Genomic DNA, 19,586 nt, shown 5'->3' with positions numbered 1-19,586 from the left:
TACGGGATACTACAGTGCGTCGGTCCACAGGAGTTCGGCATCGTTAGGCCCCACCGTGCTCCAGGCCGAAGACACACGGGTTGGCGCGTGCCTGCTCGATGATGCGGGCCAGCGCGACAGACTCGCCGCGCCGGAGTTTGAACGACTCCGCCGCCCGGTCGCGGATCATGATCATGAACTCGGCCAGCTCGTAACGCAGGCCGTCGCCGTCGTACTTGTAGTAGTACTTGCGGTTCTCGCGGGGATCCTCGAACCGGGTCTCGAAGTACTCGGTAAGCCACCACGGCGAGGGAACGTAGAGGTAGCCCTGCGTGCCTGCGACCACGAGGTCACCCTCCGACTTCACCCCGATACCCACCTTCGCGGTGGCGATGGCGTGCGGATACGCGAGATCGATGCGCGCGAACTGCTCGACAAGGCTGTCCTCGGGCTTGAACGCGCGGCAGATGATCTCGTCCGGGTTGTCGCCCAGGAGCTTCGTGATGGCGAGAAGGGGGTAGGAAGCCAGCTCGGTGATGGCCCCGCCGACGGGGGAGTCGACCTCGCGCCCGGTGCGGATGAGCTTGGTGAAGGTGGCGTCGACCGAGCGGATGCTGCCGATCGTCCCTCCCCGCGCGATGGCGACCATCCGCTGGAAGCCCGGTGCGAACGCCGTCTTGAGGGCCTCAAGGAGGACGAGGCCCCTCTCGTCGGCCAGATCGTAGAGCTCGACCACCTCGTCCGCGCGGAGGCCCATCGGCTTCTCACACAGCACATGGACGCCTGCGCCGAGCGCCTGCCTTGCATACGGCACGTGCGTCTCGTGAGGGCTGGCGATGTAGACGGCGTCGACCTCGGAGAGGAGTTCCTCGAAACTGCCGCTGGTTCCCGGCAGCTCGAAGGCGTCGGCGAACGCGCGCCGCTTGACCGGGTCACGCGCCCACACCGTGACCGCATCGACGCCCGAGACATGGCGGGACTCACGCACGAAGCGCCGGGCGATTCTGCCCGCGCCGACGACGCCGAGCCGGATGATCCCGTCGGCCTGCCGCAACTCCGTGCTCGACACGCCCTTCGTCCGGTCTAGGTAGACGACCTCGCAGTAGTCGGCGAGGTAGTCGAACTTGCCCTCCCAGTCCGAGCCGATGACGAAGACGTCGATGTTGTACCGCTGGATGTCGCGGATCTTCTGCCCCTCGTACTCCTCGACGATGACCTCGTCGGCGAGGCCGGACTCGGTGACCTTGCGGAGCCGCTCCACCAGCGAGTCGCGGACATTGAGCTTGCCGCGCGTGTCGTCGTAACCCTCGGTGGTAACGCCGACGATGAGGTAGTCACCGAGTGACCTGGCCCGCTCAAGGAGCCGACGGTGCCCCTCGTGGAACAGGTCGAACGTTCCGTAGGTGATGACTCGCGTCACGGTTCCTCCGCTCGTGGAGTCGAGGCTGTGGCAACGAAGACTACACGGAGACTTTTCCAGTGGTGTCGACGCCGACACCTATTCGGGCGGGGAGGTCTGGAGGCGTCGGACGCGGGTACTGTTCTCATGGTGAACGTCGGCTTCATCCTCACCACGCCGTATCAGCTGTTCCACTACCGCGCGATCGCCGCACACCTGAGCGCGGAGGTCACCGTCTACGTCGAACTACGCGACGAAGACTTCAGCGTGTCGAGCGACGACATCTTGACGCAGATTCCCGGCTGCCGCATCGCGTGGATAGAGAGCTCCCGGCTGGCGTCCATCGACGGCGAATGCGACGTCCTCGTGTGCCAGACGCCGGTCGCCGCGCTCCAGTTCTTCAGCAGGTCCCTGCTCGTCGCGCAGCAGTACAGCCTGGCGAAGGAGGCGTACCAGTACGGACCCTGGCGCGCGCAGGCCAGCCTGAACCTGATGTACGGCGATTACTCGACCCGCCTAGTCTCTGGCTACGCAACCGCGGTCGCCGTCGGCAATCCACTCTTCGACGGCTACGTTCCCGACCACGGCATGCCGCCGCCCCCGGCGCCGTCGTCGCAGAGGCTGAAGCTCCTGTACATGCCGACCTACGGCGACCTCTCCGACCGTGTCTCCGTGCTCAACGCGCTCACCGGCCTCGACGCTGAGGTCGCGGTCAAGGTACATCACGCCGACTTCGAGATGCGCGAGCTGGCCGGGGAACGCGGCCTCAGGGTCTTTCTGCCGGACGCCCACCCCGCGGAGGTCATCACCCAGCACGACTGCATCGTCAGCGACTACTCCGGCGCGATCTACGACGCGCTCGCGCTGAGGAAGCCGGTCCTCCTCGTCGACGAGATCAACGAGACGAGCGAGTCGCTCTTCCGGCTCTCCGACGGCGACAGGACGCGCGACTCCCTCGCGCAGCTCGCCGCGTTCTGGCGTCCGGGCGACCCAGTCGGCGGCGCCTACGAGAGGTCTCGTGGCGCCTTGGCCGACGACGACCTCTACGCGGCATTCGTGAATCGCTACTTCACCAACCTCGGTGCTTCGGGGGTCGCGTGCGCCCGCGCGATCGAGGACCTCGCCCGCGGCGGCGACCAGGCCGACTTCGGCGTCGTTCAGGTGCGCGAGACCCTTCGGCGCTACGTCACGGAGAACCGACGCCTGCGCGCAGAGGCCAAGGTTCGACGCGCCAAGGCGGGCCGCAGCGTGCGAGAGCGCATCGGCTTCGCGATCGCGCAGGACACGCCAAGGACGCTGCTCGCCAAGGTCGAGAGTCGGGCGCGCAGGCTCGCGGCGAGGGCGCTCCGGCGGTCCGGGCCGAGTGCAGTCGACGCGTCCGGCGCCCCGGACGACGGCCGCCGGCTGTCGGTGGTCCCGCGGGTCCGCAGGGCCGAGCTTGACCGCCTCGTGCGAGCGGCGTTCGATGCGCACGGGATTGCCTACCGCGGCTGGAGCAGCCCCTACACGCAGATCCTCGGCGTGCGTGCCGACGACGCGGACCGCGTCTACCGCGCGGTGAAGGGGATTGCGCTGCCGGCCGACGCCGAGCTCGTGGTGTGGACGGGGGCCGGCGCGAAGTACCGGCCCCGGGAGGGCGCTGCGGAGTTACTGCTCTCGGACTTCGCCGCCAGCGAGTCCGTCGTCGTCGGCGCCCGGCATCCCGCTGACGTCCGGAAGCCAGACAGGACAGGAGGGGTGGAGATCGCCCTGCTTGAGCCGCGGTACGGCCGCCTCGTGGCCCGCAGGCACCGGCTCGAAAAGGTCGACTGGTCGAGCGACTTCGGAGTCGCCGACGACGGCGACGTCGCCCCGTTGGCAGGACCGGCCGCGGAGGAGCCCGTGGACATCGTCTACACCTGGGTCGACTCCGACGACGCCGAATGGGCGCGCGAGCGCCGGCGGTGGAGCAGCGAGGTCGAGTTCGACATGCCCTCGGCGGCGAACGATGAGCGCTACCTCGCCCGCGACGAGCTGCGGTACTCGATCCGGTCCGTCTGGATGTACGCGCCCTTCGTCCGCAACATCCACATAGTGACCAACGGGCAGCGCCCCGCGTGGCTGCCGCAGGACACGGACCGCATCCGGGTAGTGCCGCACTCGGATATCTTCCCGGACCCCTCCGTTCTGCCGACCTTCAACTCCCACGCCATCGAGGCCTGTCTGCACCGCATCCCCGGCCTCGCGGACCGCTTCCTGTACTTCAACGACGACGTGTTCCTCGGTCGGGAGATGAGGGTCGATGACTTCTACACGCAGGCAGGGATGATCAAGAGCCGGTTCTCGCCGTCGGCGTTCGTCACTTCCGGCCGCCCGGCGGACGACGCGATTCCGACGGATTGGGCCTCGTACAACGCGGTCACGCTCATGCGGCGCGAGTTCGGCATGACACCCACCCACAAGACCAAGCACGTCGCCCACCCCCTCCTTCGGAGCATGCTCGAGGAGATGGAGCAGCGCTACCCCGAGGTGTTCGCCCAGACGCGGGGTTCGCGGTTCAGAGCTCACACCGACTACTCGGTGGCCTCCATGTTGGCCCAGTACTACGCGGTGGCGACGCGGCGCGGGGTCGAGTGGCCGGGGGCCGCGCTCGAGTATGTGTACGCCGACACCGGACGCAGGGACTTCCCGGCGCGCCTGAAGTTGATCGCCAAGCAGCGGCCCGCGTTCTACTGCCTCAACGGGACGATGTATCGCGACATCGATCTCGCCACCCAGGCGCGGATGATGCGGGAGTTCCTCGAGGCGCAGTACCCCGAGGCCTCCCCGTACGAGAGCTAGTCGGAGCTAGTCGGCCGACGGTGCCGACGGCGCGGACGCTGCGGACGGCGCGGACGGCGAGAGGATCTCGACGTAGAAGTCGTGCTTACGGTGCCCGTCCCCGACGACGGGAATACCCCCGTAGTTGGGGCCGTAGATGCTGGCGAGCATGTCCTCGGCGCGGTCCGGAACAGGGATGGACAGACCTTCGAAGGGGACCCTTCTACCCTCGCCGAACCACTCCTTGGGGAACACCTGCCTGCTCAGCGCGTAGTAGCTGCACAGGTTGGCCCAGTGTGCGGAGGTGGGCTTCGCGTTGAACTCCGAGAGCATGTACACGATCCACTTGTGCACCGTCGCCGTCGGAACGACCTTGGTGAGCAGGAAGATCGGGGTCCGCGCCAGGAGGTTGTTGCGGAAGCCCGGGGCGGAGCGGCCGGAGCTCATGAAAAGACCGCGACGCAGGCCCCGAAGGAGGTAGGCCTGGAGCCGGAACTTCCGGCCGAACGGCTTCTCCACCGGGTCCACGGTGAAGATGTCGATGTGCGGGCCTGGCGCCATCGATACGTGCGCCACCTGCGGCTGGACGAACCTCGTCGGCTCCGTCATCTGGATCTTCGATCCGAGCACCCAGTGCTTCGGGTTCGTCTCGAAGCTGTCGAGGTTCAGCGCGGGCGGTAGCTCACCCTGCGCGACGAGCTTGAGCAGCCGCTGGTAGTCGGAGCGCGGCATCATCACGTCGATGTCGTCGTCCCATGGGATGAAGCCGCCGTGCCGGATGGCGCCCAGCATGCTGCCCTCGCTGAGGTAGTACCTGAGATCGTGGGCGGTGCAGAACTCGTCGAATTGGGCGAGGATCTGCAACTCGTGCGCCTGCAGGTCCGGCAGGTCGCGATGGGCGATCTTCTCGTACCTGCCCGGCACCCGGCGGCTGTACCGGCGCGGCGTCGCGCTGCGACGCAGTCCCAACGCGTGCTCGTAAGCCCGGCGAAGATCCGCCGGGGTCATCGGGACGGGGCTGTTGCCCAGACGCTCGGCGTTGACCCCGCCGACGAGCTGGTCGACGTCGATCGGGTCGGCGAGGTGCAGGGTGTCGAGGATGGCGTCGAGCTTGCCGATGGCCTGCTTCGAGGACTTAACGCCGAAGACGTCGTTCAGTTCGGCGAGCGATTGCCGCAGGCCGTCGGCCTCGGGGCCGCCGTCCTCGGCGACCGCGGCGTAGTAGCTCCACACTGCGCGGAGGCTGAGCGCGGCGGCGTGGCCGTGCGCGAGGCCGTAGTGTGACGTGAGGCCGTAGCTCATGGCGTGGGGCGCCGTCGTCTTGGTCAGATTGATCGCGCGTCCGCTGTAGTTTGCGGCGAGCTGGATCCGGCGCGTGACCTCGACGTCGAAGTCGATGCCCTTGTGGAAGTAGGGAAAGAAGTTGTCGAGGATCAGCTGTAGGCCGCGGCGGGCGTAGCCCTTGCTCTGCGGTGTCGCATCCTTGGCCCAGGTGGACTCGACGCACTGCGCGAGTGCGTCCAACAGACTGGCCTTCTTGTGGTAATCGGGCAGGCTGCGCAGCAGTTCCGGCTCGAGGATGACGTAGTCCGGCAGCAGGGCGTCGTGCGCGATCGAGTGTTTCTCGCCTTCGATGTAGACGACGGCGAAGTGGGTCGACTCGGACCCGGTGCCCGCCGTCGTCGGGATGGCGATCTGGGGTATGTTGCGCACGAGCGGCGCGCCGAACCCCGGGAACTCCACGGAGTCGGTGGCGGCGAGGAGCTTGATGCACTTCGCTACGTCCATCGCGCTGCCTCCACCGACGGCGACGATCGCGTCGCAGCCCTGACCGCGGAACTCCGCGAGCCCGGCGAGCACCTCCGGCAGCTTCGGGTTGGGGGAATATCCGGAGAAGAGGGAGTAGCCCACGCCGGCGTCGTCGAGCAGTTGCTTCACCGGCGACGACTGGAAGCTCCGGCCGCCGACGACCAGCGGCCGGGCCGACCGGGCCTCGGCCAGCAACTCCGGGAGCCGCGCGAGGGAGCCCGGGGCGGCGAGGATCGGCTGGTCGTCGAAGTCGCGCAGGCGCAGCGCCGCGGCGTGCACTGCCAAGTCCTCAATCGTGTCGATCTCGTTGACGAAGTGGTCCGCGTAAGACCAGGCACGGATGTCGGCGTCGTGGACGATCTCGTTCAGCGCGTTCTCCGCGTAGACGCCGGTGGTGCCCGCCTCCACGAAGTCGCTCACGCGGCCGAGCCAGGCGCCGATGGCGGCCCTGCTCAGCTTGTACAACGGCTGGAAGGCGACGCAGTCGGCGTCGTGGATCTTCACGGAGACCTCGGTGATGAGGTCGACGTCGATGCGGGCCTTGAAGTCCTTGTCCGGCTGCGGCAGTGACGCGTTCACGGCACCCAGCGAGTGCCGCGGGTCCGCGAGGATCGCGGGGAGCGCGCCGCGGTCGAAGACCAGGTCGCCGTGCAGCATGAGGATGTCGTCGTCGAGGAGATCGCGCGCCAGGTACATCGAATAGATGTAGTTGGTCGTGTCGTAGACGTCGTTGGCGACGAACGACACGTCCAGCCCGGGGAAGCCGGCGGCCACGCCGCGGAGCTGCTCCACGTGCGGCCCCGTCGTCACGACGATCTGGGTGATGCCGACCGCGGCGAGAAGCCGCAGCTGGCGCCCGAAGATGGTCTCGCCATCGGAGAGCACGGCCATCGACTTGTGGTTGTCACGCGTGAAGTCCCCCATGCGGTTGCCCACACCGGAGTTGAAGATCAGAGCTTTCAACGGCGAGTCCCCTCGAACTCCGCGATCATGTCGACCTTGTTGGCCGACGGCGAAACCGTGGGCCGCCCGAGGTCCGGCCGCGATCCCTGGACCGTCTCGACGATGAGCGCGGACCGCGGCCGGGCCGTGACCCGTGCCACAGCGTCGGCGATGTCCGCGCCGTCGGTGACCAGCTCGACGTGCTCGAAGCCCGAGCCCTTCAGGATCGCGGGGATGTCGATGTCGAACGCGACGGTCGGCTGCCCGCCGACCGACTCGTGCGCGCCGTTGTTGATCAGGATGTAGCGGTAGTTGTCGCGGGCGCGCTGCGCGATGACCGGAGCCGACCCCATGTGCATGAGGAAGCCGCCGTCGCCGTCGACGCAGTAGACGAGATCCTCGGTGCCGAGGCAGGCGCCCATGGCGATCGAGGAACTATGCCCCATGCCGCCGACGGTGAGGAAGTCGCGCGCGTGGCCCTCGCTGCGACCTTCACGCAGCTCGAACACCTCGCGGGAGGTCTTGCCGGTGGTCGACACCACGAAGGCATCGGGGCCGATGGCCTCAAGCACCGCGGCGAGGGCCGCCTCACGGGTGAGCGTCAGGCCGGGCTTGCTGGGCGTCGCGAAGGGGTAGGTGCTGAAGGTGCCCTTGCGGACGAGCAGCGCGACGGGGGCGTTGGCCTCGCGCATGGTGGCCAGCGCGTCGTCGATCTGCGTCTGCCAGCGATCCGGGTCGACGACCTGGTACGGCACCTCCATCGCGTCCAGCATCGCCGTGGTCAGGCGACCCTGCGCGACGTGCTGCGGCTCGTCCTTCACGCCGGGCTCGCCCCGCCAGCCGATGATCAGCAGCATCGGGATTCCATAGACCTCGGAGTGAGCGAGCGAGAGCACCGGATTGACGATGTTGCCCAGACCGGAGTTCTGGAGGTACACCGCCGCGTACTTGCCCGTGGCCACGTGGTAGCCGCAGGCAAGCCCGACGGCGTTGCCCTCGTTCGCGGCGACGATGTTCGCCTCGCGAGGCGTGCGGTCGTAGATGCAGGCGCACAGGTCCTGCAGCAGCGAGTCGGGCACTCCGGTGAACAGCTCGACGCCCTGGCCGACCAGGTGGTCGTAGAAGGCGGTGGTATCGATGACGCTCATTCGGGGATCAACCTCAGGACTTCCTTGATCGACATGATCTCATCGTCGACCTCCTTGCTGCGGCCCGCATCCAGGATCTTCTGGGCGGTGCGCAGCATCGCCGGGTAGGCGCTGCGCAGCAGGTGGTTAGCGTGGATGATGACGTTGGCGCCGATCTCGTGCAGCTCCTCCTCGTAGAGGTGGTTGTACGACGTCGGCACCATCACGACCGGGACGTCGGTGCTGTACTCGCGGAAGCGGCGCATGAACTCGCGGATCTCCTCGCCGTCCTTGTGCCGCGAGTGGATCATGATGCCGTCGGCGCCGGCCTCGATGTAGATCTTGGCGCGCTCGATGGCGTCGTCGATCCCCGCCCCGGCGATGAGGCTCTCCAGGCGGGCGATGATCATGAAGTCGCGCGTCACTTGGGCCTGCTTGCCGGCGTTGATCTTCTCGGCGAAGGCCTGCGGATCGTCGAGGACCTGCACCGCGTCGGTGCCGAACAGCGAGTTCTGCTTCAGGCCGGTCTTGTCCTCGATGATGACGGCGGAGACGCCCGCGCGCTCGAGGGTCTTAACGGTGTACTTGAAGTGCTCGATGCGGCCGCCGGTGTCGCCGTCGACGATGATCGGCTTGGTGGAGACCTCCATGATCTCGTCGATGGTCTCCATGCGGCTGGACCAGTCGACGAGCTCGATGTCGGGCTTGCCCTTGAACGAGGAGTCGCAGAGGCTGCTCACCCAGAACGCGTCGTACTCGCGCACGCTCATCGTCTTCGGGTCGAACGACTGCACGTTTTCGACGATCAGCGCGCTGAGCCCGTTGGACACCTCCATCGCGCGGATGTACGGGCGCAGCGCCAGGAGGCGACGGAGCTTGCCACGACGCAACTCCGTGGTGTTGATGATCGGGCGCATCGCGTGATCGATGTCCGAGCCGGAGACACCCTCGGTGTAGGGGACCTCGACGAGCTCGCCGCCGTACTCGGCCAGGACCTTGATGACCTCGTCGCGGGCCATCGCCTGGATGCCGGAACGCCAGTCATCGCCGTGGACGACGTAGTCGGGCTTCAGCGCGCGCAGGTTGTCGGCATACGACAGCGACTCCTGTGCGACGACGTTCTTCACCTTCCCGAGGCTCTCGGCGAGCGCCTTCCGCGACTCCCAGTCCACCACCGGGAGCCGCTTGTAGGTCGCGATGCTCTCGTCCGTGAGGAGCCCGACGGTCACGTCGCCCAACTCGGCCCCGACGTCGATGATCTTCAGGTGCCCCTTGTGCAGGATGTCGGATGAAATCGCTATATACACCGTCTTGCTTGCTGGCACGTCGTTGTTTCCCTTGTCGTTGCGCCACCCGTGGGTGGCTCCCCTCCGCATTGCGACCACGTTTGTGTGAACGTTCGGTTAACAAACGATCGTAGCGCTGAGTCGGGTGCGGATTCACATCGAGGTCGCAGGCGTGAGCAGAATCCCGCTCGGGTAGACATGTTGGAGGCGCCTCGCGCCCGGTAGCTCTCAGCCGATCGCGACGAACCGGTTGGTCGCGGCCGACTCGATCATCGCCTCGCAGACCTCCACGACACGGGCGCCCTGCGCGAGGGTCACGATGTCGGCCGGACGGCCGAGCACGGCGTCGCGGAAGTTCTGGTGCTCGATGCGCAGCGGCTCGGGTTTCGCGATGGCGAAGCGCGTGACGTCGCCCTCGGAGACCCCGCGGAACTGCGCGATGTCGTCCCACGTGGTGATGACGGTCCCGTTGGCGTGGAAGGTGAGATCTGCGGTGAGGGTGTCGGCAACGAACATGCCCTTCTCGCCGGTCACGATCGTCAGGCGCTCCTTCGCCGGGGTGAGCCAGTTGACGAGGTGGTTGCTCATCAGGCCGCCACTGAGCTGACAGGTCGCCGAGACCATGTCCTCGTACTCGCGCCCGGCCTTGAACATGGTGCGCGCGGCGACGAGCTCGTAGTCGCGCTGCGTCACCCACGCCGTGAGGTCGACGTCGTGGCTGGCGAGGTCCTTGATCACGCCGACGTCGGCGATCCGGGCAGGGAACGGGCCTTGGCGGCGGGTGCAGATCTGGTAGATGTCGCCCAGCTCGCCGGCCTCGAGCCGCTTCCGCAGCGACTGCAGCGCCGGGTTGTACCGCTCGATGTGTCCGACGGCCCCGACGAGCCCCTTGTCGGCGAAGGCCCTGGCGAGGGCGCGGGCGCCCTCGGTGGTCTTCGCGAGTGGCTTCTCGATCAGCGCGTGCACACCGGCGTCGGCGAGCGCGAGGCCGATCTCCTCGTGGAACATGGTGGGAGCGGCGACGACGACGTAGTCGAGACCCTGCGCGATCAACTCGTCGACGCTCGCGAGCACCGGCAAGCCGTCGGCCAGGCCATGCGGGTCGCCCGCCGCGTCGGCGACGGCGACAAGGTCCACGCCGTCGACAGCCCGGAGGTTACGGGCGTGGTGGCGGCCCATCATGCCCAGCCCGATCAGGCCCGCGCGGAGGTTCCCCATCAGGCACCGGCCTGGGCGACAGCGTTCACGGCGGAGACGATGCGCTCCAGCTCGCCCTGCGACAGCGACGGGTGCACCGGCAGCGAGAGGCATTCGAGGGCGGCCCGCTCGGTGCCCTCCAGGTGCACATCGACCTGGAACGGCTTCAGACGATGGTTCGGCACGGGATAGAACATGCCGGAGCCGACGTTGTACTCATCCTTCAGCGCCTTCGCGAATCCGTCGCGGTCGTCAGTCACGCGGATCGTGTACTGGTGGTACACGTGGACCGCGCCGTCGGCCACGGCCGGGGGAGTGACGCCCGCGAGGTTCGCGGACAGGAACGCGGCGTTGTCCTGACGAGTCTTGGTCCACGCGCCGACCTTCGTCAGCTGCACGCGGCCGATCGCGGCGTGGATGTCGGTCATCCTGTTGTTCAGGCCGACGACCTCGTTGTGGTACTGCTGCAGCATGCCCTGGTTGCGGTAGAGGCGCAGGTTCCGCTCGATTTCGGCGTTGGCCGCCGACACCATGCCGCCCTCCCCGGAGGTCATGTTCTTGGTGGGGTACAGCGAGAACATGGCGAAGGTGCCGAACGCGCCGACGGGGATGCCGTGCAGCGAGGCGCCGTGCGCCTGTGCGGCGTCCTCGAACAACAGCAGGCCGTGCCTGTCGGCGATGGCCTGCAACTGGTCCATCTTCGCCGGGTGCCCGTACAGGTGGACCGGCATGATCGCCTTCGTGCGCTCGGTGATCGCGGCCTCGACGGAGGCGGGGTCGAGCGTGAAGTCGTCGAGCGCGATGTCGGCGAAGACCGGGGTGGCGCCGGTCAGCGCGACCGAATTTGCCGTCGCGGCGAATGTGAAAGAAGGCACGATGACCTCATCGCCTGCGCCGATGCCCGAGGACAGCAGGCCGAGATGCAGGCCCGAGGTCCCGGAGTTCACGGCGACGCAGGCGCGGTCGAGGCCGAAGTGCGCAGAGAACTCCGTCTCGAAGGCGGCCACCTCGGGGCCTTGGGCGATCATGCCGGAGCGCAGCACGCGGTCGACGGCCTCGCGCTCCTCGTCGCCGATGATCGGCTTGGCGGGCGGGATGAAGGCTTCAGTCATCAGGCTTCCTTGATCAGAGTGAGGGTCTCGCCGTCCTGGACGAACTGGTCGCCCGTGTGCGGATCCGTGAACGTGTTGTCGCCGGTGGCCTCCAGCGGGAAGCCGGACCGGCCCACCCACTTGATCCGGCGGGCAGGGACACCGGCAACGAGAGCGAAGTCGGGGACGTCCTTGGTGACGACGGAGCCCGCAGCCACTGTCGCCCAGCGCCCGACCGTGACCGGCGCGACGCACACGGCGCGGGCGCCGATGGCGCAGCCTTCGCGAAGGGTCACCCCGACCGGCTCCCAGTCGTGCGCGCTCTTCGGGGTGCCGTCGGGATTGATCGCCCGCGGGAACGTGTCGTTGGTCAGCACCGCCGCGGGCCCGACGAAGACTCCGTCCTCGAGGTGCGCGGGCTCGTAGACGAGGGCGTAGTTCTGGATCTTGCAGTTGTTCCCGACGTGGACCCCGCTGCCGATGTAGGCTCCGCGCCCGACGATGACGTTCTCACCGATGTCCGCGCCGCCGCGCACCTGCGCGAGGTGCCAGATGGAGGACCCGTCGCCGATGCTGACGCCGTCGTCGAGATCGGCTGAGGGGAGGATGCGATGCTCTGCCATATGGTCTCCTTTGGGGGTCGGTGGACAGTCTATCCGTCGCCGGTGACGAGCCATCGGGCAGTACCCGCAGGCCCCCTGTTCTTCGCCGTCTGCCGGTGTACAGTTCGTTGATATGTTGCTGCGTTCGCGTCGGACGCGCGGGCCGACTCGGGGATCGACACCGGCGACAAGGAGTCGGTGCGCTCCGCATACCTGAACCAGCTGTTGCCCACCCGGCAGGTATCGCCGGGCTGGACCGGGCGACGTCAGCAGGTGTGTCGCGACCGCGCCCGAGGAACAGCCTGCCGCGGCCGTGGGGACGCAGAGCGCAGCCTCGAAGAAGGCGACTTTCCAGGCCATCAACTTCTTCCGCGCCATGGCCGGGCTGGCGCCGGTCACCGAGGACCCAACGGCGTCGGCCCAGGCGCTGCAAGCGGCGTTGATCATGGACCCCCCCCCCCCCCCCCCCCCTTCCCCCAATCTCCTCCTCGGAGGGGCCGAGGAGCCGGACCAGCAGGGACCGGTTGTCGGCGAGTCGGCGTCCTCAGGTCCGGTGCAGCCCAAGCCACCCATGACGACTCCCGTGCCGGTCATCACAGGCGCGGCCACAGTGGGCAAGAAGCTGACCGCGGCGCCAGGAACGTGGAAGCCTGCGACGACGAAGCTGACCTATCAGTGGTACGCCGACGGCGCCAAGATTGGCGGTGCGACGGCGTCGACGCTGATGCTGAAGAAGGCACAGAAGGGCAAGAAGATCACTGTGAAGGTTACGGGCAAGGCTGGCGGCTACACGACCGTGACCAAGACCTCTAGCGCGACCAAGAAGGTCGCCTGACCCCTTGGGGAAGCGTTGATCGTTGGTTCATTGGGGATGGCGCGAGTCGGCTGCGGTCCTAGCGAACCTGAGGGTTCCAGACTCTGGCGATTCTCTTGAGTCTCAGGCGCGCCGAGGCGTCTTTGAGACCGGTCCCGCGGAGTACGTCGTTCTCCCGCGCGCTCGTCCAGCGGTGCGGTGGCGGTCGATCAACCGCGTTGGTCCAGACGAGGCGATGAGGGCCTTTTATGAGGACCGGTCGCCGACAACGCGGTAGCTCTGTTTGCTACTCCTCTTGGGCCGCGTGGGCGTAACCAGGTCCCGGTCCTCGAGTTCGCGTAGGCGTCTGAGGACTGAGTGATATCCCATGCCGAGGTGCTCAGCTAAGCCGCGCGCCGTGGTGTGCCCGGCGTGGATGGCTTGGACGATGATGTCGAGGTCGGCCCTGACGCCCACCTGCTCCGAAGGAGGGGTCGCCTCCTCTTGGATGGGGGGTTGTCGTCGATCGACTTCCTCGATCAGTCGGTAGCTGGCGTAGCGCTTTCCGCCGGTCCGGACGCACACCCCTCGCTCGACGAGATCACGGACCGCACGGCGGGCATCGGTGTCGCTGACGCCCCACGCGCGGAGCATGCCGACGCTGGCTCGGCCGGAGCTTCGCATGATGGCCAGGGCGAGGTGCTGCGCATCGGTAAGGCCAACGAGACCTAGTCGCGCGATCCATTCGACCGTCGCAGGCGCCAACAGCGCGGTGCGCGGCACGGTGACCATGAGTCGGCCGGGCTCCGCGTCGAACTCCGGAGGTGACATTCCCGCCTTGCGCAAGGCGACCACAGCGGAGACGAGGCCGGAGCCCCGGTTCTCGGCAACGGTTTCGCCCGGCCGATCGGGAAGCGGGACATCTGCGAGCAGCTTCGCTAGCGTCGCGTTGCGCGACTTCGACTCGATCCGCCCAGCGCCCAGTTGATCGACCGTGACGCCGCCGAAGAGGCCGCCGGTGTTCTTGACCACGAACCGGTCTGGGTACAGCTCGATCTGGACCTGCGTTCCACGGCTTTCAGGGCTGTAGTCGCGGTGCATCAGTGCGTTGGTGACGAGCTCGCGGATAACCTCGATGGGATAGTCGTAGCGGTCTTCGCGACCCAGACCGCGGACGATTGCCGCTCGGCTCATGTTCCGTCGCAGGATCGCGACGACGTCCTGGAGGATTGATGAGATCGGCCCGTCGACCGTGGCGTTCTCGAGGAATCGCTCACCCTCGGGGCCAACCTCACCCATGCGCACGGTGGGGAGTACGACCACGGACGCGAAGAGCTGAGGAAAGAACTGCTGAGGATAGATCCCCAGGCACAGCAGCCCAGCAAGGGTGGGACGCGGGACACCATCAACATCCCGCGCTGCGCCAAGACGCTTTAGCGCCGTGACTGGCTCAACATCGCCGAAGGCACGGGGCGACCGCTCCGCGGCGCGGCGTAGCACGTGCTCGACGAGACGCGGGTCGAGATCATCAAGCGTGGCGTCGGCCACAGCCTCCTGATCGTCGAGCGGCTGGCCGCGGTTCGACAAGAGTTGGGTGACTTCGTACCGACTCAGACGCCGGTCACCGTCGCCGCCGCGAATGAAGGACCCGTTGTACTCACCACGATCCGTCACGAAACACGGCTTGTCGACAGGATCGATCTCCTCCACATCAAGACGAACAACCTGCGCCCCCTGGAAGTCGATGACCTCAATGGAGGCCCGGACAGGCGGTGTCACCTTCCGATGGCACGCGTCAGCCAATGCGTCTCGGATCTTCGACGCATCGAAGCCGACAGCAGGAACGAATCCGTCCTCGTCGAGGCCAAGCAACAGGGTCCCACCGTCGCCATTGCCGAACGCACTCAAGGTCTCCACGACCGTCTTCGGCAACCCGCCAACGGCGGCCTTGACCTCGATGTCTGTGGGCTCCAGCCCAAGCCGCTGGAGTCGCTCAACCATGCCGCTCAGACTCGAGTCCGACACTCTCGCACCTACTCTCTCACCAACTCTCGCAAAGACTATCGCATACTCTAGCATCACCGCGTGGCCTTGCTGCGAGAGTTGCCCGTGTCTGGGGCGCTGTCGACCGGGCTACGTGTTCAGGAGGGGCTACAGTAGGTGCGACCCCGTCTCGCGGGTCGGCTTTGGTTACGTTCCGTGGAGTTTGACGCCGAGTTGGGCCTCCTGTGTCCTGTCGGGCACCAGTGGGCCGACTCTGCGTCAAAACTCCATGAAAGCTGCGGCGCCACGGCGCCGAGGTGGGTTCTTGGTCCTCGAAGGGGTTGACCACCCGGACGCCGGTGCCGTCGAAGTCGCGAACATTGCGCGTGGCGACGGTGAGATCGTGCGCGAGCGCGGTGGCCGCGAGCAGGCTGTCGATCGTAGACAAGGTCCTCGTGGTGGGAATCGATGCCCAGTAGCTCATCACGCGCCTATCGATCGGCAGTATCCCGTCAGCGTATGCGGACTCGACGGAGCCCAGCCAGGTTGACAGGCGTGCGGAGTACCGTGGCTCGCGCTTCCGGCAGAGCCATGCTCCCCGCTCGATCTCTCCTAGCGTCAGCACGCTGAGGTAGGCATTAGGGAGACCCTGCACCCAGCCGACGACGGTGGGGTTGCGGTCAGGCCGGGATAGCTCGGAAATGACGTTGGTGTCGAGCAGGAAGCCCGTCATTCGTCGCTGCCGAACAGGTCGAGAGTGCGATCGCGGTCAATCGTGCGCGGAGGGATCTCGAGGAGCCCTTCCGGGAGATCGAGATCGCGGAGGGACTCGATAAGGAACTCCGTGAACGGCTGACGTTCGGAGTGGGTCTTTCGATAGTCGTCGATGGAGACGATGACCGCGACGGGCTCACCGTGTTTCGTGATGAACTGAGGCTCCCCGGCTTGGACCGCGCGCAGCACCTCGCTGAAGCGCTGCTTCGCCGTCTGGACCTGCCACGTATCTGCTGGCATGACGACATTCTAGCTGATCTGTCTAGTCTGTCTAGAACTGGATCCTCTGGGTCGGCCAAAGACTGCCGGGTATCCCCGAGTCCACGAACCGGGCGCCAGTTCATTGGTAACGACCACGGACCCGGCGCTTCGCGCGGGGGTCCGGCTCAACCAGCGGGGGGCGTGACCCCCGCAAGGCGCCCGGGTGTGGGCGCGTCAACGCTTGGAGGCGCGGTAGCCGGCCTTCTCGGCAGCGGAACGAGTCGAGAAGCACTCCTCGGGCTTCGTGCGCGAGTAGTACGCGCCGCCGGGGACATGGTAGATCATCGAGCTCGCGTTGCCCTTGATCGGATGGGACGCGGGGCAGTTCCACTCGCTCGTCGGCGCCGCGCTCGCGGAGACCTTCTTCGGCTTCGCGGGTGCGCCCTTCACCGTCGAGGTGGCCTTGGAAGTCTTGCTCGCGGTCGTGTAGCCGCTCTTCTTGCCGGTGACCTTGACCTTGATCTTCTTGCCCTTGTCGGCGGACTTCAGCGTGTACGTCGACTTCGTGGCGCCCTTGATCTTCGAGCTGCCGCGGTACCACTGGTAGGTGAACTTCAGGCCAGTGGGCTTCCAAGCGCCGGGCTTGGCGGTGAGCTTCTTGCCGACCTGGGCGGTGCCGGAGATCTTCGGGGTCTTCGCGGCGAGGGCGCCCGCCTTGACCGCCTTCGTCTTGGCGGAGGTCTTGGTCACGGTGACGTAGCCGGTTTTCTTCCCGGTGACCGCGACCGAGATCTTCTTGCCCTTGTCGGCCGACTTCAGCGTGTACGTCGACCTCGTCGCCCCGCTGATCTTCTTCCCGTCGCGGAGCCACTGGTAGGTGAGCTTCACGCCCGACGGCTTCCACGTTCCAGGACTCGCGGTGAGCTTCTTGCCGACCTGTGCGGTGCCGGAGATCTTCGGCGTCGGTGTCGCGGTGAGCGTCTTCGGTACCTGGACCGTCACATCGACGCTCCAGGACGCCTGGCCCCAGATGAAGAAGGGATCGATCCACACCAAGCTCGCCTGCTCAAGGGTGAACGACCCGGCCCTCGTGCCGCCGGAGGACTCCTCCTCGTCGACGAGGGCGACGATCTGAGGGGTGTTCAGGTCGAGCGCAAACAGCCCGATGCCGAACGGTGAGCCATCAGCGAGGTGGTTGCCCGAATAGGTGGCGGTGTAGGTGTAGGTCCCCTTGTCGAGCAGGTAGAGGCCCGAGGTGTCGAGGCCCGTGCCCTGCGCGCTGAAGGACTTCACCGGCGATGTCGGCTCCGCAGCGGGCGCGACGGTGGCGGACCACTCGACGGCGGGCTCGGCGTCGACATCGAGCCAGAGCTCCTCGCCCTCAAAAGCCAGGAACACCCGCTTCGTGTGGCCCGAAGCCGCGTCGTCGTACGCGAGCGTCGCGACCTCGCCGTACTCGCTGCTCATCAGCCAGACGTCTACCAGGTCGGTGGCTCCGGTGTACGCGAAGTCGATGACGTAGATACCGTCGTCGAGAAAGAAGGAGTCGGATTCCCCGGCTCCCGTTCCGCTGACCTTGGCTGTGTCGGCAGCGGCCGCGGGCTGGGCGGCGAGGCCGGTGAGGGCCAGCGCGAGGGTGAGCAGCGCCACGATGGCGCGCGAGAAGAATGGCTTCTTTGTCTGCACGGACATGAATCCCCTACCTATTCGTGCGTTTTTCCACGGCGACGTCACCGCGGTCCGGTGAGCCTATCAGGCCAATACACAGGACCTTTCATCGGGATAGTTGAAAGGCGGATACGGCTTCAGGAGCGGGCGATGGTCGTGAACGTGCGCAGGATTACGCGGAGATCGCCGACGAAGGTGCGGGTGCGCACGTAGTCGAGGTACATCGCGACCTTCTGCGGCAGGATGACCTCGACATAGTGGCGCTCCGGGTCGTCGGCCGCGGCTAACTCGTCCTGTTCGTTGCGGAAGGCGATCGCCGCGGGGTCCGAGATGCCCGGGCGAACGCTCAGGATCTCGGCGCGGGCGTCGTCGCCCCACATCGCGACGTACCTCGGCACCTCGGGGCGCGGGCCGACGACGGACATGTCGCCGGCGAGCACGTCGATCAGCTGGGGGAGCTCGTCGAGCTTCGTCGTGCGCAGGAACGCGCCCACGCGGGTGATCCTGTTGTCGTCCGCGCTGGTGATCAGCGCACCCGCGTTCGCCACCCGCATGGTGCGGAACTTGTGGATCCGGAAGGGACGACCGTACCGACCTACTCGCTCCTGGCGAAAGAACACCGGGCCTCGGTCTTGCGCGGCGATCAGGATCGCCACGACCAGGAAGACCGGGGAAAGCACCACGAGCCCGACGGCGGAACTCACGACGTCGAACGCGCGCTTCAGCATGCTGCCGGACACCCGGGACGAGGACGAGAGGGGATGCCCATATCAGCCCAGGATCGAGCCGACCCCGGCGATGACACGCGCCACGTCGTCGTCGGTCATCGCGGAGAAGATGGGCAGGCTCACCGAGCGTTCGAATTCTGCCGACGCCACGGGGAAGTCGGCGGGGGAGTGGCGGTAGGTGTCGCGCCAGAAGGGCTGCAGATGCAGCGGGATGAAGTGGACGCTCGTGCCGATGCCGGCCTCCGACATCAGCTCGATGAAACGGTCCCGAGGGACGGGAGCGTCGGCGGTGAGCCGCAGGTTGTAGAGGTGCCAGGCATGGGTCGAGCCCGCGGGGGCGTGCGCCGGCAGCGTCACGGGAAGGCCCGCGAACGCCTCGTCGAAGCGCTCGGCGATGGCCGTCCGCCGCGCGACCATCTCGGGTGTACGCCTCAGCTGCACCCGGCCCATGGCAGCGGCCGTGTCGGTCAGGTTGTACTTGTATCCCGGGGCGACGACGTCGTAATGCCACGACGGCCGCGTCGACGAGTAGCGGTCGAACACGTCGCGGTCGATCCCGTGCAGCCGCATCGTCCGCATGCGGGTGGCCAACGCCGGGTCCGGCGTGAGGACCATGCCGCCCTCACCGGTTGTCATGGTCTTGGTCGCGTAGAACGAGTAGACGGTGGCGGCGTGCCCGTGCGCGCCGACGAGCGTGCCCTCGTTCACCGTCGGGAACGCATGCGCCGCATCCTCGACGACGTGGAGCCCATGCCGCGCGGCGAATGCGGTCAACGCCGCATCCGGCACCGCGAGCCCGGCGTAGTGCACGGGGGCGATGGCGACGGTGCGGTCGGTGACCTTACGCGCGGCGTCGGCGAGGTCGATGCACAGGGTGGCGGGGTCGACGTCGACGAGGACGGGGTCTCCGCCGAGGTAGCGAACGGCTTCCGCCGTCGCGGTGAACGTCCAAGTGGGGACGAGGACCTCGTCGCCGGGCCCGACGCCGAGCGCCTCGAAGGCGAGGTGGAGACCCGCCGTCGCGGAGTTCACGGCGACCGCGTGCGCATCCGCGCCTAAGAACTCGGCGAACTCGCGCTCGAAAGCCGTGGCGTTCGGGCCGGTGGTGAGCCACCCGGACCGCATGGCCTCGGTCACCGCCTCGATCTCGGCCTCGGTGATGTCCGGGCGGGCGAACGGCAAGAACGACATGGGGGCGAGCTTACTCG

General features: G+C 67.1%; 15 protein-coding genes. 2 read left to right on the top strand and 13 right to left on the bottom strand.

Annotation, left to right across the window (positions count from 1 at the left end):
* Positions 1–43: 43 nt before the first annotated feature.
* Complete coding sequence (locus IPJ61_RS03505) at positions 44–1,399, bottom strand: Gfo/Idh/MocA family oxidoreductase (RefSeq protein ID WP_366505163.1); 1,356 nt, start codon at positions 1,397–1,399, stop codon at positions 44–46.
* A gap of 129 nt (positions 1,400–1,528) precedes the next feature.
* On the opposite strand from IPJ61_RS03505, the gene IPJ61_RS03495 reads away from it, so the two are divergent.
* The gene (locus tag IPJ61_RS03495) at positions 1,529–4,198 is read left to right on the top strand and encodes a stealth family protein (RefSeq protein ID WP_297103102.1); all 2,670 of its coding nucleotides are present in this window, start codon (positions 1,529–1,531) and stop codon (positions 4,196–4,198) included.
* 6 nt (positions 4,199–4,204) lie between these two features.
* On the opposite strand, the gene IPJ61_RS03490 is transcribed toward IPJ61_RS03495, so the two are convergent.
* The 6 genes from IPJ61_RS03490 to IPJ61_RS03465 form a co-directional block, all read right to left on the bottom strand.
* Complete coding sequence (locus tag IPJ61_RS03490) at positions 4,205–6,949, bottom strand: iron-containing alcohol dehydrogenase (RefSeq protein WP_297103100.1); 2,745 nt, start codon at positions 6,947–6,949, stop codon at positions 4,205–4,207.
* The gene (gene aepY / locus IPJ61_RS03485; protein WP_297103098.1) at positions 6,946–8,076 is read right to left on the bottom strand and encodes a phosphonopyruvate decarboxylase; all 1,131 of its coding nucleotides are present in this window, start codon (positions 8,074–8,076) and stop codon (positions 6,946–6,948) included. The genes IPJ61_RS03490 and aepY overlap by 4 nt, the downstream gene beginning before the upstream one ends.
* Entirely contained in the window at positions 8,073–9,431 is a 1,359-nt protein-coding gene (gene aepX, locus IPJ61_RS03480; RefSeq protein WP_297103094.1) for a phosphoenolpyruvate mutase, read from the bottom strand. The genes aepY and aepX overlap by 4 nt, the downstream gene beginning before the upstream one ends.
* Positions 9,432–9,569: 138 nt before the next feature.
* Positions 9,570–10,559: a Gfo/Idh/MocA family protein gene (locus IPJ61_RS03475; protein ID WP_297103091.1), complete on the bottom strand. Its 990-nt coding sequence runs from the start codon at positions 10,557–10,559 to the stop codon at positions 9,570–9,572.
* On the bottom strand, positions 10,559–11,650 hold the full coding sequence (locus IPJ61_RS03470; RefSeq protein ID WP_297103088.1) for a DegT/DnrJ/EryC1/StrS family aminotransferase: 1,092 nt from the start codon (positions 11,648–11,650) through the stop codon (positions 10,559–10,561). The genes IPJ61_RS03475 and IPJ61_RS03470 overlap by 1 nt, the downstream gene beginning before the upstream one ends.
* Positions 11,650–12,252 carry an acyltransferase gene (locus IPJ61_RS03465; RefSeq protein WP_297103085.1) on the bottom strand — a complete coding sequence of 201 codons (603 nt, stop codon included), beginning with the start codon at positions 12,250–12,252 and terminating at the stop codon, positions 11,650–11,652. Before IPJ61_RS03465 ends, IPJ61_RS03470 begins: the two co-directional genes overlap by 1 nt.
* A gap of 562 nt (positions 12,253–12,814) precedes the next feature.
* Between IPJ61_RS03465 and IPJ61_RS03460 the strand changes: the two genes are divergently transcribed.
* The gene (locus IPJ61_RS03460; RefSeq protein ID WP_297103082.1) at positions 12,815–13,066 is read left to right on the top strand and encodes a hypothetical protein; all 252 of its coding nucleotides are present in this window, start codon (positions 12,815–12,817) and stop codon (positions 13,064–13,066) included.
* A gap of 225 nt (positions 13,067–13,291) precedes the next feature.
* Here IPJ61_RS03460 and IPJ61_RS03455 read toward each other — a convergent pair whose 3' ends face one another.
* The 6 genes from IPJ61_RS03455 to IPJ61_RS03435 form a co-directional block, all read right to left on the bottom strand.
* Complete coding sequence (locus tag IPJ61_RS03455) at positions 13,292–15,025, bottom strand: ATP-binding protein (RefSeq protein WP_297103079.1); 1,734 nt, start codon at positions 15,023–15,025, stop codon at positions 13,292–13,294.
* A gap of 40 nt (positions 15,026–15,065) precedes the next feature.
* Positions 15,066–15,740: a type II toxin-antitoxin system VapC family toxin gene (locus IPJ61_RS22130; protein ID WP_366505159.1), complete on the bottom strand. Its 675-nt coding sequence runs from the start codon at positions 15,738–15,740 to the stop codon at positions 15,066–15,068.
* Complete coding sequence (locus tag IPJ61_RS03450; protein ID WP_297103076.1) at positions 15,737–16,021, bottom strand: type II toxin-antitoxin system Phd/YefM family antitoxin; 285 nt, start codon at positions 16,019–16,021, stop codon at positions 15,737–15,739. Before IPJ61_RS03450 ends, IPJ61_RS22130 begins: the two co-directional genes overlap by 4 nt.
* Before the next feature lie 195 nt (positions 16,022–16,216).
* On the bottom strand, positions 16,217–17,674 hold the full coding sequence (locus IPJ61_RS03445) for a sunset domain-containing protein (protein WP_297103073.1): 1,458 nt from the start codon (positions 17,672–17,674) through the stop codon (positions 16,217–16,219).
* A gap of 113 nt (positions 17,675–17,787) precedes the next feature.
* Positions 17,788–18,378: a sugar transferase gene (locus tag IPJ61_RS03440; protein ID WP_297103070.1), complete on the bottom strand. Its 591-nt coding sequence runs from the start codon at positions 18,376–18,378 to the stop codon at positions 17,788–17,790.
* A 42-nt stretch (positions 18,379–18,420) separates the two neighbouring features.
* Complete coding sequence (locus IPJ61_RS03435; protein ID WP_297103067.1) at positions 18,421–19,569, bottom strand: DegT/DnrJ/EryC1/StrS family aminotransferase; 1,149 nt, start codon at positions 19,567–19,569, stop codon at positions 18,421–18,423.
* Between the last annotated feature and the right edge of the window lie 17 nt (positions 19,570–19,586).

Origin of the sequence: Tessaracoccus sp. (genome assembly GCF_016714275.1) — a bacterium.
Lineage (GTDB): Bacteria > Actinomycetota > Actinomycetes > Propionibacteriales > Propionibacteriaceae > Arachnia.
The sequence above is the reverse complement of the archived record's forward strand: the minus strand, read 5'-3'. Positions and strand labels throughout refer to the sequence as shown.